Source organism: Silvanigrella aquatica, assembly GCF_001907975.1.
GTDB lineage: Bacteria > Bdellovibrionota_B > Oligoflexia > Silvanigrellales > Silvanigrellaceae > Silvanigrella > Silvanigrella aquatica.
Genome location: NZ_CP017834.1, coordinates 2,405,577 through 2,424,848, shown reverse-complemented (window position 1 = coordinate 2,424,848; position 19,272 = coordinate 2,405,577). Strand labels below are relative to the sequence as shown.

Annotated in this window: 19 protein-coding genes; 16 read left to right on the top strand and 3 right to left on the bottom strand. The window is 34.3% G+C overall.

Annotation, left to right across the window (positions count from 1 at the left end; translation table 11 throughout):
- Window positions 1–93: 93 nt before the first annotated feature.
- From AXG55_RS10260 to ftsY, 5 genes are read left to right on the top strand one after another with little or no spacing between them, the layout of a single operon-like run.
- Entirely contained in the window at window positions 94–1,365 is a 1,272-nt protein-coding gene (locus tag AXG55_RS10260; RefSeq protein WP_233231147.1) for a DUF1573 domain-containing protein, read from the top strand.
- On the top strand, window positions 1,362–1,499 hold the full coding sequence (locus AXG55_RS14880) for a hypothetical protein (RefSeq protein WP_233231146.1): 138 nt from the start codon (window positions 1,362–1,364) through the stop codon (window positions 1,497–1,499). The genes AXG55_RS10260 and AXG55_RS14880 overlap by 4 nt, the downstream gene beginning before the upstream one ends.
- Before the next feature lie 10 nt (window positions 1,500–1,509).
- Window positions 1,510–2,169, top strand: a complete 660-nt coding sequence (locus tag AXG55_RS10255) for a hypothetical protein (RefSeq protein ID WP_148698031.1) — start codon at window positions 1,510–1,512, stop codon at window positions 2,167–2,169.
- Between the two features lie 4 nt (window positions 2,170–2,173).
- Window positions 2,174–2,581 carry a VOC family protein gene (locus AXG55_RS10250; protein WP_148698030.1) on the top strand — a complete coding sequence of 136 codons (408 nt, stop codon included), beginning with the start codon at window positions 2,174–2,176 and terminating at the stop codon, window positions 2,579–2,581.
- A gap of 2 nt (window positions 2,582–2,583) precedes the next feature.
- Entirely contained in the window at window positions 2,584–3,810 is a 1,227-nt protein-coding gene (gene ftsY / locus AXG55_RS10245; RefSeq protein WP_148698029.1) for a signal recognition particle-docking protein FtsY, read from the top strand.
- Between the two features lie 24 nt (window positions 3,811–3,834).
- On the opposite strand, the gene AXG55_RS10240 is transcribed toward ftsY, so the two are convergent.
- Window positions 3,835–4,980 (bottom strand): 3,4-dihydroxy-2-butanone-4-phosphate synthase, encoded by a 1,146-nt coding sequence (locus tag AXG55_RS10240; RefSeq protein WP_148698028.1) that lies wholly within the window; start codon window positions 4,978–4,980, stop codon window positions 3,835–3,837.
- A gap of 151 nt (window positions 4,981–5,131) precedes the next feature.
- On the opposite strand from AXG55_RS10240, the gene AXG55_RS10235 reads away from it, so the two are divergent.
- Entirely contained in the window at window positions 5,132–5,872 is a 741-nt protein-coding gene (locus AXG55_RS10235) for a TerC family protein (RefSeq protein WP_148698027.1), read from the top strand.
- 15 nt (window positions 5,873–5,887) lie between these two features.
- Here the strand turns inward: AXG55_RS10235 and AXG55_RS10230 are convergent, their stop codons facing one another.
- Window positions 5,888–7,072 carry a M12 family metallopeptidase gene (locus AXG55_RS10230; RefSeq protein WP_148698026.1) on the bottom strand — a complete coding sequence of 395 codons (1,185 nt, stop codon included), beginning with the start codon at window positions 7,070–7,072 and terminating at the stop codon, window positions 5,888–5,890.
- A gap of 461 nt (window positions 7,073–7,533) precedes the next feature.
- Between AXG55_RS10230 and AXG55_RS10225 the strand changes: the two genes are divergently transcribed.
- From AXG55_RS10225 to AXG55_RS10210, 4 genes are all read left to right on the top strand, one after another.
- Entirely contained in the window at window positions 7,534–7,818 is a 285-nt protein-coding gene (locus AXG55_RS10225) for a SemiSWEET transporter (protein WP_233231145.1), read from the top strand.
- Between the two features lie 101 nt (window positions 7,819–7,919).
- A complete protein-coding gene (locus AXG55_RS10220; protein ID WP_148698025.1) occupies window positions 7,920–9,029 on the top strand; it encodes an NADH:flavin oxidoreductase in 1,110 nt (369 codons plus the stop codon).
- Window positions 9,030–9,078: 49 nt separating this feature from the next.
- Window positions 9,079–10,302, top strand: coding sequence for an SDR family NAD(P)-dependent oxidoreductase (locus AXG55_RS10215; protein WP_148698024.1), 1,224 nt, complete (start codon window positions 9,079–9,081; stop codon window positions 10,300–10,302).
- Between the two features lie 28 nt (window positions 10,303–10,330).
- On the top strand, window positions 10,331–11,128 hold the full coding sequence (locus AXG55_RS10210) for an SDR family NAD(P)-dependent oxidoreductase (protein WP_148698023.1): 798 nt from the start codon (window positions 10,331–10,333) through the stop codon (window positions 11,126–11,128).
- Between the two features lie 43 nt (window positions 11,129–11,171).
- On the opposite strand, the gene trmFO is transcribed toward AXG55_RS10210, so the two are convergent.
- Window positions 11,172–12,629: a methylenetetrahydrofolate--tRNA-(uracil(54)-C(5))-methyltransferase (FADH(2)-oxidizing) TrmFO gene (gene trmFO / locus AXG55_RS10205; protein ID WP_148698022.1), complete on the bottom strand. Its 1,458-nt coding sequence runs from the start codon at window positions 12,627–12,629 to the stop codon at window positions 11,172–11,174.
- 166 nt (window positions 12,630–12,795) lie between these two features.
- Here trmFO and AXG55_RS10200 point away from each other — a divergent pair, with 166 nt between their 5' ends.
- The 6 genes from AXG55_RS10200 (at window position 12,796) to AXG55_RS10175 (ending at window position 19,269) form a co-directional block, all read left to right on the top strand.
- Window positions 12,796–13,881, top strand: coding sequence for an NAD-dependent epimerase/dehydratase family protein (locus AXG55_RS10200; protein WP_148698021.1), 1,086 nt, complete (start codon window positions 12,796–12,798; stop codon window positions 13,879–13,881).
- A gap of 74 nt (window positions 13,882–13,955) precedes the next feature.
- Window positions 13,956–16,040: a heterodisulfide reductase-related iron-sulfur binding cluster gene (locus AXG55_RS10195; protein WP_148698020.1), complete on the top strand. Its 2,085-nt coding sequence runs from the start codon at window positions 13,956–13,958 to the stop codon at window positions 16,038–16,040.
- Between the two features lie 105 nt (window positions 16,041–16,145).
- A complete protein-coding gene (locus tag AXG55_RS10190; protein ID WP_148698019.1) occupies window positions 16,146–16,373 on the top strand; it encodes a Sec-independent protein translocase subunit TatA/TatB in 228 nt (75 codons plus the stop codon).
- Between the two features lie 3 nt (window positions 16,374–16,376).
- Complete coding sequence (locus tag AXG55_RS10185) at window positions 16,377–17,354, top strand: ArsA family ATPase (RefSeq protein ID WP_148698018.1); 978 nt, start codon at window positions 16,377–16,379, stop codon at window positions 17,352–17,354.
- A gap of 26 nt (window positions 17,355–17,380) precedes the next feature.
- Window positions 17,381–18,490 (top strand): ArsA family ATPase, encoded by a 1,110-nt coding sequence (locus AXG55_RS10180; protein ID WP_148698017.1) that lies wholly within the window; start codon window positions 17,381–17,383, stop codon window positions 18,488–18,490.
- Entirely contained in the window at window positions 18,487–19,269 is a 783-nt protein-coding gene (locus AXG55_RS10175) for an MlaE family ABC transporter permease (protein ID WP_148698016.1), read from the top strand. Before AXG55_RS10180 ends, AXG55_RS10175 begins: the two co-directional genes overlap by 4 nt.
- Window positions 19,270–19,272: the final 3 nt, after the last annotated feature.

Below are 19,272 nucleotides of genomic sequence, written 5' to 3'. Positions count from 1 at the left end.
TTTATTATAACCTGCAGGGTTTGGACTTAAGCGTTAAAAAAGATTATACCAACAGCGGGTAGGATGATAACATGTGCTAATGGGGATCACAATATGTGTCTTTCTCGAATAATTAAAATATTACAATTGATTTTTATATTTATAATAAATTTTACGTATTTTTCATTTTATGCTCTTGCGCAGACCCCAACGGAAATAAATTCCCAAGGACAAATTCCACGTGCTGAATTTGATTCAACTCGTTATGATTTTGGAGATATTTATCGGGGACAAAGATTACTTCATACTTATAAATTTCAAAATACGGGTAATGGCACACTTGTATTTAGTAATATTCATGCGGCATGCGGGTGTATGAACACAAAAATTTATGCAGATGATGGCAAAACGGCAAAAAATATTTTCAAACCTAATGAAACAGGAGTTGTCAATGTTGAATTTAATTCTCAGGATTTTTCCGGGAATCTTATTCGCACCATTACATTAGAAACGAATATGGGATCGTCATCTCCGACAGTTACTTTAACGGTCACAGCAAATGTTTTACAAGAATTAACCTCTAATCCCTCTTTATTATATGTTGGTAAAATACAGGGTGAAATTCAGAAGTCTTATAATATAACTATGAATTTAATGAGTCGAGCTAAATCAACACCTAAATCGGAAAATAATTCTAAATTAGATTATATTTTATCTGAAATTTCAAATTCAAAAATTGCGGATACCCTTAAAGAAAGTATATTATCAAATTTAGAACCTTTAAAAATAATAGCAGTCGAATCCAGTGTCCCTTATATTAAAGTTAAATTAGCACCTACAATTACTGGGCAGCCACCGCAAATAATTGTGCAATTTGATGAAAAATCTTTACCTATTGGTTCTATCAATGCGAAAATTAAAGTTTGGAATAATTCTACTTACTATAAAAACTTTGAAATTCCTGTCATAGGAGAGTCTGTTGGACATGTACAAGTATCAGCAAAATATGTTGAATTTGGCGTTGTTAATGGCTCAAGACCTTCAGAACGCGTGATTACTTTACGTTCAATGAATAAAGGATTTACCGTTACGGGAGTAAAAGTTGATTTAAAAAAATTACCTGAATTAAAAAATATTAAAGATTCTGAATTATTTGAAGTCAGAAAAGATAGGACAATTCATCCTCAAGCAACTTCAGATGGCAGTGTCACATCGTACTTGGTTTCTTTTAAGCTTTTTTATCCTAAAAAACTCAATAGTGTAAGCTCAGATGCACAAGGGGCTCCTGGGGTCAATGTTTCAGGTTTTTTTGTTGTCAAAACCAATGATCCCGATTACAAAGAAATATCAGTGCCATTTTTTGGCGTACTAAGGAAAGAACCATGACTGGCCAAATTATTAAAGTACACAATGCTTCACAAATTTCTTCATTTTTTATTGATATAGGAATTATCACAGGTATTATTTGCTGTATTATTGGCTTAGTTATTATACTTTATGCTGCAAGGAATTATCGTTAAGGGGAAAAATGTGGGAATTTTCGATAGATTTTTTTCATCTAGTTCAAAATCATATGACAAATATGGTGATGTTTTAAAAAAATTAATGACAACAAAAGAGCAACGGATGGAAGCCATTGAGGCCTTGCAAGGTTTAACCGCAGAGCAATCCGTGCCGCAGCTTCTAAAAAGATTTGAAATATCAGTTGACTCTGGTATTCAAGATACAAAAGAAAAAGAGCAATGTTTAAAACTCATTGTTAACTTTGGTGATAAATCAAAGGCATTTATTGCGGACGTTCTTGCTAAGCAACGAAAAATTTCGTGGCCCATTAAAATTGCGGAAAAAATATTTTCTCATGAAGAATATGTGGATATTTTGTTAAATAATCTCGACTCTAATATTGAAGTATTTGATGAAACTTCTTTAGAAAGAAATGAAGAAATTTTACTTGCTCTTAAAGATGTCAGGGGAAATAGCGAGGCTATAGTTGAAAAAGTAACAGAATTTTTGACAAGTCGCGATGACAATATCCGCATGGCTGCACTGGAATGCTTGGAAGAACATGCTCTGCAGAGCGTAAAAGCAAAAGAAATTATTTTAGAGCTTTCAAAAGCAGCCATGACCGATGAGAATTCAAGATTTTTAGGTGTGGTTCATTCTATTATTCAAAATCATAAATGGATGTAAAATCATGAGCAATAACAGCCCGTGGGTAAGAAGTATTGGTCATCTTGCCCTTGTTATTGATGATCTTGATAAAGGAAAGTGGTTTTTTGGTGAAGTGTTGCAAACACCTTTTTATATGTATAAAGGTGAGCAAATTATGGTAGAAATGGGTTCTTCCGTATTTGTTGCAAAACTTTCTAAAGATGCTGTAGATAAATCTCGCCAAACGGGTGATATGGGAAGACAGGTTCTTGACCATTATGGTTTTCAAGCAGAAAGTCCCGAACAAGTCGATCATTTTTACCGCCGTATTGTTGATTTTAATCTTGAAATTGTGCGTGAACCTCAAGAGAGATCCGATGGTAAAGCGTTTTATTTTCGCGATCCCTTCGGAAATTTAGTAGAATATTTTTGGTATAATAGGAAAAATTAGGAATGAATTATTTAAGCAGCGATCAATTCACGATTGCAGTCAGCATTGCCGTTTCTGTCATTGCTTTACTTATAATTGTTAATCTTATTCGTAATGGAAAAAAAGCTCCTCCTAAGTCTCTCCCCAAAGATTCTATTCGTGAGACCATTATCGATATTTCGGAAAGAAGACACGATCCCAATCTTGTTCCAGAAAAGCCGAAAGAAAAATCAAATAAATTTGTTCCTGATGTGCCTAAAGAAGTCTCACCTAAAGACACCATTGAAATTCATAATTGGTTTGATCGTTTAAAAACCGGTTTGAGAAAAACGCACACACAAATTGTGCATGGGCTCGATGAGTTTTTTATTTCAAAACAAGATAAAGCAACCCGAGAAGAAGCACTAGAAACGCTTTTTGAGTTGTTAGTTCAAGCCGATGTCGGTGTAAAAACATCGGAATATTTAGTGGATAAAGTAAAAAGTCGAATTCAAAAAGAAGATTATTCTGATGCGAAAATATTTAAAAATATTTTGCGTGAAGAAATATTTAACATTCTTACGGCGACAAGAGAAAATCCTAAAGGAACTTTAGAAAATCCCTTGCAAAGTTTAGCGGATAAAAAACTTCCTCATGTTGTCGTGATTGTGGGCGTTAATGGTGTGGGTAAAACCACAACGACTGGAAAGCTGGCATTTAAATCGCATCTTCGTGGCCAAAAAGTTGTTATAGGAGCAGCTGATACTTTTCGTGCTGCCGCTGTAGAACAACTCGCTGTTTGGGCACAGCGCTCCAAGGCGGATATGATTCGTTTAAAGGAAGGCTCCGATCCTGCTTCTGTGGCTTTTGAAACAGTGAAAAAGGCCTCAGAGAATAATGCAAGTATTTGTTTAATTGATACGGCAGGAAGACTTCAAAATAGGCAAGATCTCATGCAAGAATTAGCAAAAATTGGTCGTGTTATTGCTAAAGAAAACCCCGATGCACCTCATGAAGTCTTATTGGTTCTCGATGCTACAACGGGTCAAAATGCGCTGCAACAAGCACGCGTCTTTAAAGAAGTCGTAAATATTACGGGGCTTGTATTAACAAAATTAGATGGCACAGCAAAAGGCGGCATTGCCATTGCCATTGCCGCTGAGCTCGGAGTGCCTATTCGTTATATCGGCGTAGGTGAGTCTGTTGAAGATTTAGAAGTATTTGAGGCTCATGAATTTGTAAATGCTTTATTTTCAGAGACAAATAATTAATTAAATATTATTTTATTAAATTCATTAAGATGAAATTTTGCTGACAGCCATAAAAAACTCTTTGTCATCGTCGGATAAAAATTTCACTTTTTGAACAATATATTGAAGAGAAATATTGTGATTATTTATTTCTTGTATAAATTGCAGGGAACGAAGAATACTGATAGCTCTTTTGACTGAAGTTTTTGTTCCATTTAAGCCTTCTTTTGCACTCATATCACAAAAATCTTTTACAAATTTTGGAATTTTTTCAATGCAGTTTCCTAAGCTGAATAGGGATATTTCGGCAGAACATTCTTTTAAAGAAACAGAGTTTTCCCATTTAGAACAAGAGTTTGTTATTGTTATTCGTATGGATTCAGGCGTGATATTTTTATCATAAATACTTATGACAGTCGGCAATGTTATATTTTTTTCGAGCCCCGGTTTTAATATATAAACAGATATGGGCTCTTCTCTTTTTGTGGAGGAAAGAAATTGTTTATCTTCATAAAATTGGGTTTCATGACTCTTTTCAAATAAAATACGGTTCCATAAAATATCCACAGTTGAAATATAAGGGATATTATGAAAAACGCATTTTTTATCTAAATTCTTTGAAAGCTGTTGGGGATTTAGCGCTTCTCCATTTTCTCCCAAAATCTCGCACATGGCAGCCGCGTAAGGCAAATGGCTCATGCGACAAATCTCATAGAGTGCTTCTGTGTGCCCTGCACGTGCTAATAATCCTCCGTTCATAGCTCGTAACGGAAAAATATGACCTGGTGAAATAAAATCATCGTGCGTAGCTTGAGGCTGTGCCATTAAGCCAATCGTATGGGCACGATCTTTTGCTGAAATTCCATTTGTTATATTGTGCTTGGCATCTACAGATATTGTAAAGTTTGTGTGAGCCATGCCTCCAGGTAACTGAGGCGCGGTGCTAAATCCTAATTTATTCGCAAGATCATGACTTAAAGAAACGCAAAGTAAGCCTTTTGCATGTGTAATTGCGAAGTTTACATTTTCAGGAGTGGCGCCATTAGCGTGAAAAACAAGATCGACTTCATTTTCTCTTAAGCCATCATCTCCTACTAAAATAAGCTCTCCTTTTTGAAAAGATTTTAAGCAATTATTCATTTTTTCCTTAATTGAAAATAATTCCGAAACGTATTGATCACTTATATGCACTTTTCAAGGCTCCTTCCGTATTATTCACTACAAAATAGCTTTATTATAGCCATTTCATATGAAATGAGATCGATCCTTGCATTATCATAAGATTTGAGCGAAATCATTAATTGCATTCATTTGTTTTGCTTTATAGAGAAAGGAATCTCCCTTGATAGATATTAATTTTACATATATCCTTATAATCATACAGCTTATTATTCTTGAAGGGTTACTCAGTTTTGATAATGCCCTGGCTCTTGCTGCATTGGTGAGAAAGAAATTGAAAGATCCCATCCAACAAAAGAGAGCTCTCGTTTGGGGAATTTGGGGTGCTTATATCCTAAGAATTGGAATTATTTTTGTTGGTGTTTGGCTGATGAAATATGAATGGGTTAAAGCACTCGCAGGAGCTTATTTAGTTTATTTAGCAATTCATGAATTATTTTTCCATAAAAATAATGCCCATGAGTTTGATGAATTAAATAATGGAAGTGGTGGTAGCAATGGCTCTTCACTTCTTGTTGGTACGAAAGCATTTGTTATGGTTATTTTGCAAGTAGAGCTAATGGATTTGATGTTTTCCATCGATTCTATAGCTGTTGCTTTAGCTATTTCCGATGTAAAATGGGTATTGGTAACAGGTGCCGTTTTAGGTGTGTTACTTATGAGAATTGCTGCGCAGTTTTTTATTACCCTTATCGAGAAATTCCCCATTCTAGAAAAAACAGCCTTTGTTCTTGTCGGTATAGCAGGATTAAATGTGATCTTAAAATTAAAAGATCTCAATTTAGGATTTACTTATTTAACCATTGATAAACCCATGCCTGAAGGGCTATTTTTAGGACTTATGGTTGGAATACTTGTATTTGCAATGGTATTAAATAAATTATTTCCTAAAAAATTTGCATAAATAAATTTTAAAAAACTATTTTTGTATTATGAATTCTTTTTGAGAGTAAACCCATTCATCTGTTGTTTTATCACGAGTATAAGTTACATAATATAATTTACAAGAAATACCATCGTCAGAAGGTGAAAATTGGTGATAATTTTTAATACCTTCTTGATGATTTGTATCTTCATCTTCATACCATTTGGTAGGTTTACCCTCTTTTTGACATAAAATATAACCTTCTTCATTATAAGGAGGTAACTTAATATTATTTTTATCATTATCTTCTTTTGTCGTATCACGAATAGGACGGGTTGGTTTAATTGATTTTGGTTTGCCATACATTTGTTGTAAAGAATAAATATCGTTTTGGCTTAAATTTGTTTTATGTTCTGCCATTTGGGTTAATTCGGGGCAATTTGAAATTTGACTAAAATTCCACCAGTGGTATTTATGTTTTGTTATATCGCTATAATGAATGCTATTTTCTTTATCGTAATCAGCCTTACATCGTAAAGGCAACAGTGTTGGTAAATTATTAATTGAATTAGCATAAGGATGATAAAGCATAATAGAAGCAAAATCAAAGGAGGTGAATCGCGTGTTATTGTGTTTGTTGTAAAGAAAATAGTTATGATTTTCTATTAAAGATCTCCCATGGTTTTCACTTAATAAAGTGACATAAGAATCTCTATCTTCTCTTGATTGTTCATGAAAAAATCCTAAAACATGCAAAAGCTCATGTAAAATTGTTCCTCTGTCGTTGACACAGGCACTCCCTAAACCAACAGGATGGGGATAGGGGCTATTCGGAGGGACTCTTCCCACTTGGGCAAAGCAGCCAAATTCTTCATTATGCTCACTAAGGCGTTTAATTAAAATATGATTATTGCCTTCCTTTGTCGTTGCGGGAATAAATTGGATATCCGCAATTCCTTCAAGAATTTGCATTGCTTCTTTAATTTTTAACTCTTGTTCAAAAGTATAATGTCCAGGGAAAAGTTTATAATAAACTTTTCCTTCTGGCCATAATTGACTTTGTGGAATAGGTGAACTCCATGGCATACTGTTATCAGAGTGGACTTTAGGAATTGGGAAACGAATATCATTTTGACATTGAACACCAATTCCATTTATTAATTTATTATGTGCAAATGATTCTGAGTTAAGAAATAAGAGAGAAGAGATAAAAAAAGCCCTGGAATTTGATAAATTCATATTTAACCCGTTTTTTAAATTGTTAATATAATTATATAATATAGACTATTTAGTTTATTTATTAAAAAAATAAACTTATTTATTTATAGATTAAATAAATTAATTGTCAAATTTATATTATATTAAAAAATTAAAAAAAATAGATAAGATTGAATTGTGATTAAAAATTTTTAATTATTGTATATTTCAATTTTTATAATAATTAATAAATATATTATTGTATTAAAATAAACATTATAAATACTTAAAAATGTTTAAAAAATTTATTCTTGAATTTTTAAATAATCTTTTAAATATATATGCTTAAATAAGGCCACAAAGTGCGTCATTATTGGAAGTTAATTGATAAGTTCTTGCATTTTTTGATAAATTGCTTTAATTTTTTTTTAAACTTAGACAAAATATGTTAAGTTGTTTTTTTATTTGTAAAAGCAAGTCTATCTTTAGAGGAAGGAACTTTTATGATTGAGAATATGAATAGTTATGTTGGATATTTAGCCGCCTTTTTGACAACATTTTCTTTTTTGCCTCAGGCAATTAAAACGATTCGGACAAAATGCACAGAAGGCATATCTGCTGTGATGTATTCCTTATTTACAATAGGGATATTTTTTTGGCTTGTCTATGGGATTCTCGTTGAAGATATTATTATTATTTCAGCAAATTTTGTGACTTTTATATTTGCATTTATTATATTATTTATTTCAATATATAATTTAATTAAAAAGAAAAAAATCACTAATTAATACTATATCATATATAAAAAAAGAAGCTTAGGGACTTATTGTTTGTTTCAGAAACTCTGTGTATTGTTTATAAATAAAATTTTTAATCAGAGGTTCCTCATATGCTAAATTATCATAGCGAATTTCAATTTCATAAGGGTATCAAAGTTAAAAATAGAATTTCTCTTGCCCCCATGACAAATTTACAAAGTAACTTAGATGGAACAGTAAATCAGCAGGAAATTCATTGGCTAACCTTGCGTGCGCAAGGTGGATTTGGTTTGATTATCACCTGCTGTAGCCATGTTTCTAAACAAGGGCAAGGATGGGATAATGAATTTGCAATATATGATGATAAATTTATTCCAGGATTAACTGAGTTGGCTTGTTCATTAAAGAAACAGGGAAGCATAAATATTGTACAACTTTTTCACGCGGGTTCAAGAAGTCCTTCTAAGGTAACAGGCGCTCAGCCCCTGAGTGCCAGTGAGTTTATATTAGATGTCCCCAATTTTGAAAAACCAAGAGCAATGAATTTAAATGACATTAAAAATGTTATTAATGATTTTGCTAATGCTGCAGAGCGGGCTTATAAATCAGGTTTTGATGGGATTGAAATACACGGTGCTAATGGATATTTAATTACACAATTTTTAAGTAAGCAGACGAATTTTAGAAATGATGAATATGGCGGATCTTTTGAAAATAGAGCAAGATTTTTAAGAGATATTATTTATTCATGTCAAAAAAAAGTTCCTAGAAGTTTTTTAATTGGTGTTCGGATTAATCCAGAAGGTACTTTTGGAGAAAAAGGATTGGATTTAGATGAAAATCTTCAATTAGCAAAGTGGTTAATTGAAGATGGTATTGACTTCATCGATTTTTCTGAATTGAATTTATTTCAACCAGTAAAAAAATATCCTGAAAAAAATATATGTTCTATTTCTTATTTTAGAGAACAAATAAAAGATTTTCCTATTATCGTAACAGGGGGAATAAAAACCCCAGATGATGCGAAACGAGCTATAGACTTAGGAGCTACATTTATAAACTTAGGCTCCATCGCAATAGGAAATTCGGATTGGCCTTTGCAATCTTTAAATTATGATTATAAGCCCATCATGCCACCTTATTCAGAAAGTTATTTAAAACAGCGTTCCGATATTAGCAAAAATTTTTTTGAAGTTTTAAAAAAATTAGCTATTTTTAATTTAGTAAAAAATGATAATTAAATAAATTAAAAAATATATTTATTATAAATAGCAATTTATTGGAGAATATATGATTAAAGTTAAAGCGATTTGGACTGCTCAGCCCTTTCCACATAATTGGGAATTTAATGCACAATGCGAAGAGGGGCAAAGCATTCCTATTGTTGTAAAACATGATGATAAATCTACAAAAATGGCTCCAAATCCAAAAGAAGTTATCTTACAAGGAATGGCTACATGTACGGGTATTGACGTTGTCAGTATTTTACAAAAAATGCGACAACCTCTGGAAAGTTTATCAGTGGAATGCAATGGTAAACTCACGGAACAACATCCTATTATTTTTTCGGAATGTAATTTAATTTATCATATTAAAGGAAATGATTTAGCTCCCGATCGCGTTGCACTTGCTGTTAAGTTAAGTTTTATGGATTATTGCGGTGTGACTGCCATGATTAAAAAGTCAGGTTGTCACATTACACCTAAACTTTTTATTAACGAAAAGGAAGTGAATATTTGGGATCCCAAAGAACAATTATGTGAAAAATTAAAAAAATGGTTAAAGGAAATTGCGCTCGAGTCTCCCAAGGGAATCGCTCTTATCACGGGAAGTTCTCGCGGAATAGGATACACTTTAGCTAAATATTTAGTGAAAGAGGGTTATGCCGTTATTCCCACATCGCGTTCACCCGTAACATTTGAAGAAAAAGAAATATTTGAGAGTTTATATCTTGATGTTACTAAGAAAAACTCGATTTTAGCTTTGACAGATTTATTAGAAAAAAGTGATATTAAGTTAAGTTTATTGATTCACAATGCAGGAACTTTAACAACTGTAAACGAAATCTCTAAAAGCAACGCTTTAAATTTATCATCGCGTGAATTTGATGAAGTTTTTCAAACAAACTTTGTAGGCATATTCGAATCTAATAATGCTCTCATTCCTTTTATGTCTCCCCATTCAAAAATATTGATGACTTCAAGTATTATGGGACATTCTTCTTATGAAGATTATAGTTTTATGGCTTATCGTATTTCTAAGCGTGCCGTTGCTCATTATGCAAAATTAGTTGCTTTACAATGCGATGCTGAAAATAAAAAAATAACCATATTAAGCTTTCATCCTGGTAGTGTTAAAACAGATATGAATCTAGAAGGTGCAATAAGTTTAGACCATTGTGCTAAAAATATAATGAAACTTATTTCAGAGCCCATGACAAAGCAGCTACAAGATAATAACGGAGAATTTTGGTCTTATAATGAAAAAAAATCAGAATGGCAATGTCTAAAGTAATATAACTTTTTATTGAGTGAGGACTAAAATGGATTTGAAATTAATTGGTAAAAAAGCACTCATTACCGGCTCTACTTCGGGTATTGGATATGCGATTGCTCAATCGTTATTGAATGAAGGAGCTGCCATTGTCATTAATGGAAGAACTCAGGAACGTGTTGATCAGGCTATTGAAAAACTTTCAAAATTAAATCCGCATTCACAAAAAATATATGGTATTGCAGCAGATGTTGGAACAAAAACTGGGGTTGAAAAACTGTGTCATGAGATAAATGAAGTTGACATTTTAGTTAATAATTTTGGTATTTATAGTGCCAAGCCATTTGACGAAATTTCCGATGAAGACTGGATAGAATTTATTAATTATAACGTTATGTCTGGTATACGTTTAAGTCGCTATTATTTGTCAAAAATGAAGGCAAAAAACTGGGGTCGTATTGTTTTTATTTCCAGTGAATCTGGCGTTCATATTCCGAGTGAAATGATTCATTATGGGGTAACAAAAACGGCGCAAATTGCTTTATCTCGTGGATTAGCAGAAACCACTTCAGGAACGGGTGTTACGGTAAACTCCGTATTGCCAGGTCCTACTTGGTCAGAAGGTGTTGAAAAATTTATGTCGGAACTAGCGAAACAAACTCAAAAAACAAATTCAGAATTAGAAAAATCTTTTTTTAAAGAACACCGGGCTTCCTCATTAATTAAACGTTTTGCGTCTGTAGAAGAAGTTGCCAACATGGTAACATATGTTTGTAGTCCCTTATCCTCTGCAACAAATGGCGCTGCCTTAAGAGTGGAAGGTGGGCTCTTGAGAGGTATTGTTTAATTCAGTTCAATAGAAAAACTTTTCGTTAAAAATTTTTTTTTGATTATAACTCTTCTTCTTTTATCCAATTTGCAAATAATTCTTCCGAACGTGCTGCCATCAACTCTCTTTTTGTTGATTTATCTAGTTTTTTAAGTTTTAAAAGCTGTTCTGGATTTACACTAAACTTACGAATGTCATTTTCTGTTAACTCGTTAAATAAACCCCAGTGAATATTCATAGGTGTAAAACGTTTTTTATCTCCATAAATACAATAACGCGCTAAGCATCCTAGGGATGTGTTTGCAGGAGGCATCGTCAAGGTTTTCTTTTTTGTTAATTTATTGCCGATGACATGGGCAATAAAAACTCCCATGGCAGCACTTTCTAAGTAACCTTCTACTCCCATGACTTGTCCTGCTAAATATAATTTTTCATTGGTTTTAAAACTAAAATCTTCATTTAAAATATTTGGAGAAACAAGATAAGTATTGCGGTGCATACTTCCCATTCTGAAAAATTCGACGTTACTTAAGCCTGGTAAGGAACGAAGAATCTCTTTTTGCGCCCCCCATGTGAGGCGTGTTTGAAAACCCACCATATTCCAAGCAGTGTCGCCCAGCTTTTCTTTTCTGAGTTGAGCAACGGCATAGGGTCTATTTCCTGTGCGGGGATCAGTCAGCCCTTTGGGTTTCATGGGACCAAAGGAGAGAGTGCGGGGACCACTTTCTGCTAAGACTTCAATAGGCTGGCAACCGTTAAAGTAACGAGGTTCTTCAAAGTCTTTGTGTGGTACTTTAGCGCCATTTAATACCTTTTCTACAAAGGCAAAGTATTCTTCTTTATTTAACGGAATATTTAAATAATCACCCTCTTCTTCGCCTTGGTCTAATTCAGGAAGTCCTTCTAATATTGCTGCTTCATTTGCCTTCTTTTTTTCATAGGCATGGGTTTTTGATTGGCGGTTTGCTAAAAATACGACGTTGTGATCGATGGTATCGCCATCTAAAATAGGGGCAATGGCATCGTAAAAGTACAATTGTTCACTTTGTGAGATTTTACGGAGATCTTGAGCAAGAGCATCATCCGTTAAGGGGCCTGTGGCAATGACAACAGCAGAAAAATCCCCAAATTTTAAGACATCTTCTACTGTTTCAACAATAAGATCTATAGTTTTAATATTTTTGTGAGATTTTAATTTTTTTGTGATGTCACCGGAAAACAGTTCTCTATCAACAGCGAGTGTTTCTCCGGCAGGGACCTCGGCAAGGCGTGCGGAGGGGATGATTAAGCTTCCCAGCCTTAAGATTTCTTCTTTTAAAGTACCAGCAGGATTCAAGCGACTTTTTGATTTTAAACTGTTCGAACATACGAGTTCTGCATACAAATGGGGATAAATTTGTGCCGGTGTTGTTTTTTGCGATTTCATTTCAAAAAGTGTGACTGAGAGTCCATATTTTTCTGCAAGTATCCAAGAACACTCACTTCCTGCCAAACCAGCGCCAATGACTGCAACTTTCATTTCATTTCCCCTTTTTAAAATCTCGTATTATGGTGCATAAACTGTGTTTAGTATTTTGAAAGTACTAAATTTATGCGAAAAACCTTATTGGCATATAATGCCGAACGCTTCAACTTATGAACTATTATGAAGCGAATTGCTAGTTATTAACTATTATGGAGCGAATATGCCACTATTTGTTGTTACGGGTGCCCATGGTTTTATTGGAACAAATGTTGTTGAAAAATTGCTTTCAATGGCACCCGAGGAACTTGGATTTGCTAAAGCATCAAATTTAAAATTTTCTAATTTTGAGTCCGAAGGCCATCAAGAAAAGGGATGTTCCATAATTGCAAGTGACTTATCGAGCAGCATCAATCGTACTACGGCACGTCGCTTTTTAGGTTCGGCGCGTTATCAATATGTCGATTACGAAGAGCTGATTCCTTATTTAGAATCACTTTCTGTAAAACCAGATGCTGTTATTCATAATGGAGCTTGTTCTTCTACAACAGAAACTGATCCCGAAATTTTTAGCAAATTAAATGTAGGCTATTCAAAGGCAATGTGGGATTTTTGTGTACGCTATGATGTTCCTTATATTTACGCATCAAGCGCTGCGACTTATGGCGATGGTACTTTAGGTTTTTCTGATAAAAAAGAAGATTGTGAAAAATATATTCCTTTAAATCTTTATGGAAAATCAAAACTTGATTTTGATATATGGGCATTAAAGCAAAAAAAGACGCCTCCTTCCTGGTTTGGTCTTCGTTACTTTAATGTTTTTGGTCAGTTTGAATCACACAAAGCCGGGCAGGCCAGCATGGTTTACCACGGTTACAATCAAGCCGTACGCACGGGTAAAATTCGTTTATTTGAAAGTAATACCACACAATATAAAGCGGGGGAGCAACTTCGTGATTTTGTGTATATTGACGATCTCATTGCTATTACAATGGATCTTATTCGTCTTTCTATTGCGCGTAAAAACGCCGATCAAAAAATAATTTTACCAGAAAATGGTTTGTTTTTAAATGTCGGTCGCGGCGTTGCAGAAACTTGGAATAATTTAGCAAAAGAAGTTTTTGCGGCACTTTCTTTGCCTGAGTCCATTGAATATATTCCTATGCCTGCTAATATTATAAAACAGTATCAGAATTATACTTGTGCTGATTTGACTTCGTTACGTTCTATAGGCATTAAGCATGAGTTTTCAAGCTTTAAAGCAGGTGTAGCAAAATATGTTCAAAAGCATTTAATGCGAGGGCAATAATTTTTGTTACTATAAATTATTCAATAATTCCTTTGTAATTCTTTTGGCAAAGGTAAGCTTAAAAAGGTTATTGCATGGAAGCACAACTCTTAACGCGGCAAATATATTGGTCTCCATCTGGTGGATTAAACGATATTCTACATCAAACAACGTATATTTGGTTGGCAGCAGCAATTCTTATTTTTGGTTATGGTATATGGAAACATATCAGACTTTGGCGTGCCGGAAAATCAGAAATTTGTTTTGATAGGCCTAATGAAAGAGTCATTTTATTTATAAGAAATGTGTTGGCTCAAGCAAAGGTATTGCGTTCCCGAAGGCAGCGCGATCCAAAACCTCGTTCCATTTATGCTGCATGGATGCATGGACTTATTTTTTACGGATTTTTTGCACTTGTATTTGGTACCACAATTGTTGCATTAAAGGAATATTCCATTGTTGATTTATATCATGGATGGTTTTACGCTTTTGTTAAAGTAACATGCCAAGTGGGAGGAGTTGCACTTGCCATTGGTTTATTAATGGGAATTATTCGTCGTAGTAATAAATCGCAAAATTTTTCGCACAGTTTCGGTTATACTTTATTATATAGTTTTTTATTTTTATTAGTTATTCAAGGATTTTTATTACAAGGTTTTCGTCTTGCCTTTGAGCAAAATGCTTTAGATGCTCAGTGGGCATTTGTCGGTTATTTAGCAAGTTATTTATTTCCTAAAGATATGAATTCAACTACAGCAAACGGAATTTATACCAGTCTTTGGTATTTTCACATGGTCACAACCATGGCTTTTATTGCGACAATTCCTTATACAAGAGCTCTGCATATCGTAACAGCAACTTTAAATTTATACACACAAAGAATAACTCCTACGGTATTTCTTGCAAAAATGGATTTTGAAAATGCAGAGGCGGAATATTTTGGCTCAAGAGATATTCGTGACTTTAGTTGGAAAGATTTATTGAGTTTTGACAGTTGCACAGAATGTCGACGTTGTACAGACATTTGTCCTGCAAATGCCGTTGGAAAACCTCTCGATCCCCGTGAAGTTATTTTAAAATTAAAAAATAGTATGACAGTCGATGCTTTGTTTCCAAAAGACGGTGAAATGGAAAAACATTTTTTATTTGAAAATGGTGTTATCACTCACAATGAAATTTGGGCTTGTACGAATTGTGGGGGCTGTGTCAATGAATGTCCTGTTGGAATTGATCAGCTCAGAACAATTATGCAATTGCGTCGTTATCAAACATTAACTTTAGGAGAAGTACCCGCCTCTGCTGGAAAAGCAATTGAAAATATAAAGCAATATAATAATCCTTGGGGATTGCCCCATGCCGATCGTTTTAAGTGGGCAGAGGGACTCGATCTTCCCCTTATTACGGGAGAAACTCCGGAAGTCGAATATTTGTATTATGTGGGTTGTGCCGCTTCTTACGATTTGGGCAATCAGCGCGTCGCAAAAGCTGTTGTTAATATTTTAAAATATTGTGGTGTTTCCTTTGCCGTTATGGGCAAAGCAGAAAAATGCAATGGCGAACCTGTGAAGAGGCTTGGTGATGAATATTCTTTTGCTGAAATTGCAAATAGTAATGTTGAGCAATTAAATAAATTAAAATTTAAAAAAATAGTAACTCACTGTCCTCACTGTTTTAATACGTTAAAAAATGATTACCAAGAATATGGTGGAAAGTACGAAGTGTATCACCACTCACAATTGTTAACTGAATTATTTAAAAGTAACAAACTGCAGTTACCTATTGAAGTTAATAAGTCTGTTACTTTTCATGATCCCTGCTTTTTAGGGAGACATAATGGTGAATTCGATGCTCCCAGACAAATTTTGGAAGCGGTTGCAGGCATTCGTCTTTCTGAAATGGAAGCCAGCAAAGAAACCTCAAGCTGTTGCGGCATGGGTGGGGGCAACATGTGGTATGAAAGCGAAGGTGGCGGAAAAATTGTCGAAAGACGCTTGCAACATGTTGCGCAGACAGGTGCAAAAACGCTTGTTACAGGTTGCTCTTTTTGTATGATCAATTTTAAGAGTGCTTTTCAAAATTTAGAAGCAACAAAAGATCTTGAAATTATGGATTTGGCCGAAGCAGTTGTGATGGCTATGCCTCCTGAAGCGAAAAATGCAGCGCTGTCAAAGGTGAATTGATATTTGACATATGATTGTGCTAAGGTTATCCCATGCGAGATGGTTTATTTAAAAACCTTACTTTGTAAAGTGGGACTGTTTTTCGTTATTATTTGGAGGGTGGTTATGCACACCTTTAGCTTTGGTGAACTTGCTCTTATTTTTGGTATTGTTATTGTGTTATTTGGCGGAAGTCGCTTGGCATCTGTTGGAAAATCTCTTGGTGAAGGCATTTCAAATTTTAAAAAAGGACTCAACAGTTCTAATGCGGATGAAAAGCAATTGAAATCTCCGTCTTCACAAAGCCAAACACAAGTTGTAGATGTTGATCACAAAGATATCCCAAAAGTTTAAGGCATGATTCCTTTAAAACAAATCAGCCAAAAACTTTTATTTGTTGTTGGTAAAGGTGGCGTAGGGAGAACAACAGTATCTGCCTCTTTAGCTTCCTATTTTGCAAAACAAGGCGAAAAAGTCCTTGTTGTTCAATGGTCATTAAAAGACTCTATTTCTCCATTATATTCTATGTCTCCATGTCATCACAAAGAAACAGCTGTGCCAGGTGGTTTCAAAGTGATGAATTATTCTGCTTCCGATGCTATTCGAGAGTATTTTGTCGATCATTTAAAAATGAAATTAATTTATGCTATGGTCATAGAAAATCGCCATGTGCAACGTCTTATACATGCCGCTCCCGGAGTTCAGGAATTATTTTTTTTAGGTCGCTTGTTCTGGCTTGTTGAATTAGCACAACAAGAAAAGGGTTATCATTACGATCGTGTTATTGTTGATTCTCCTGCGACAGGACATGGTATTTCATTGTTTGGAATTGCACCTGCCGTTGCAAATTTAGGTATGACAGGGCCTTTGGCAGCAGAATGTGAGCGGGTTACAAAATTATTAATGAACAAAGAAAAAACAGGTTTTTTTGTTGTTACGTTACCGGAAGAGCTTCCCATTGAGGAATGTTTCGAATCTATACCTAAATTAACAGCGCAAATGCAGCGTCCTCCCTTAGCTGTTATTGTCAATCAGTCGAATAACGCTCAATTTTTTCCAGAGTTAAGCAGGGCGGAACATGAAGAATGGTTTTTAAATTTAAAATCAAGCTTGACTCAACAAGAATCTAAACAAGAAATTGATCTTATATTATCCATGCTCAACAAAAGAAATCTATATGAAAATAAACTTACACAATGGGTGAATGATTTTACTGCAAAAACAAATCAGCAGCTTCCCATTATGTCATTGCCTGATGTTGAATTATTGCAAAAAATTGAATCTCCCTTACAAATTATTGAAGCATTATCTAATTATTTTTCTTCCATATCTTAAAGTAACAAATATTTGTTGAGGTTTTTATGTCCTTTGTTTTTCCAAAGCTTCACATATTTTTGGGTGCAGGAGGAGTTGGGAAGACAACACTCTCTGCATCATTTGCTCTTTCATTAGCAAATTCAGGGAAAAAAGTGGGGCTATTGAGTATTGATCCCGCCAAGAGACTGCAATCTGCTTTAGGAGTGGGTGCTCTCTCTGAAGTAGGAACTCTGATTCCCTTGCAAAATAAGGATGGAGAATTACGTGCTGCTATTTTACATATTGGTGAGAGTTTAGCGCGTTGGGTTGAAGAAAAAGGAATAAAAAATGAGGAGCAAACGAAATTATTTCAAAATCCATATTATGTCGCTCTTTCAAGTAAAATGGCCACAGCTATAGACACCTTAGCCGCAATTCGTGTAGCTGAATGGGTAGAGCAATATCCCGATGTAGAGGAATTGGTCATTGATACGGCACCTGGAATTCATGCCATAGATTTTATTGCGAAACCTGAAAAAGTATCTTCTTTTTTAGACAGCAAAATTATTGATTGGTTAAAATGGTTTGTTGGAAGTGCTCAAGAAAAGCCCAACATTGTGGCATGGGCTTTTAAGTCGGGCGCTCGAAAAATTTTAGAAGGCTTAGCGTTGGTTGGTGGTCGAAATTTTATCATTAATTTTGGTGAGTTTTTGACTATGCTAGACAAAGTTTTTATTACGGCATTAGAGCGTCTGAAATATACACAAAAATGGTTAAAGCATAACTCAACAAATATTATTTTAGTGAGTTCTATTCGTGAAGATGCTGTAGCTGTTACAAAAGAAATTGGAAGAATTTTAAATCAAATGAAAATGAATCCGAGTTTAGCCATTATAAATCGAGCTTTTCCTTTAAATTTAAAAGATGAAGAACTATTAAATAAATTTTTGGATCAGGAGTATTCTGAAAATTCCAATGAAAAAATGTTTGCTAATTATTTAGCAAGTTATTTTTCAACACAGCATAAAGTTCGTCAAAAATTATCTGAATTTTCTGTGGATGTTATTGAAATCCCTCTTTCAGCAAGTTTAGATTTAGATAACGAATTAAGACTCTCCGATTTATCTAATTTAGGGGATATCATTAGGCAAAAAACAGGAAAAACCTCTTTATGAAAAAAATTTTAAAAATTCCAGAAACAATTGGATTATTTTTAATTAAATTATTTGCGGGATTTGGCCGTTTTTTAATATTTATAAAAGATGTATTCAGATGGTTTTTTTTACCCCCTTTTCGTATTGGCCTTATTGTAAAACAATTAGAATTTGTAGGTAATAAAAGTTCAACAATTATATTTATATCAGCATTGTTTGTGGGAGCTGTTTTAGGGTTGCAATTGGGAGTTATTTTTAAATTATTTAGTGCTGAAGGATTAATGGGAGCGGCAACGGGAAAATCGTTAGCACTAGAATTAGGTCCTGTGATGTGTGGATTTATTGTTATAGGACGCGCCGGAGCTGCCATGGCTGCAGAAATTGCAACTATGCGTGTGAATGAGCAAATTGATGCTATGGAAGCTATGGGTGTAAATCCTATTAGTTACCTTGTTGTTCCTAGGGTTATAGCAAGTACAATTATGATGCCTATATTAGCTGGAATTTTTTTATTCGTTGGCGTCATTGGATGTTACCTTGTTGCGGTGCTTTTTTATCGTGTTGACACCATGACTTTTATGCAGCAATTAAAATGGATTGTTTATTGGAGTGATGTGGTAAAGGGTCTTGTAAAAGCCACGGTATTTGGTTTTATTTTTTCATCTATCGCATGCTACAAAGGGTTTAAAGCAAAGGGGGGAGCCAAAGGCGTCGGCGAAGCGACAACAAGTGCTGTTGTTGCGGGCTTGCTTTCTATATTGGTGGGAGATTTTATAATTACGATTTTCCAGGTAAGGTAAATA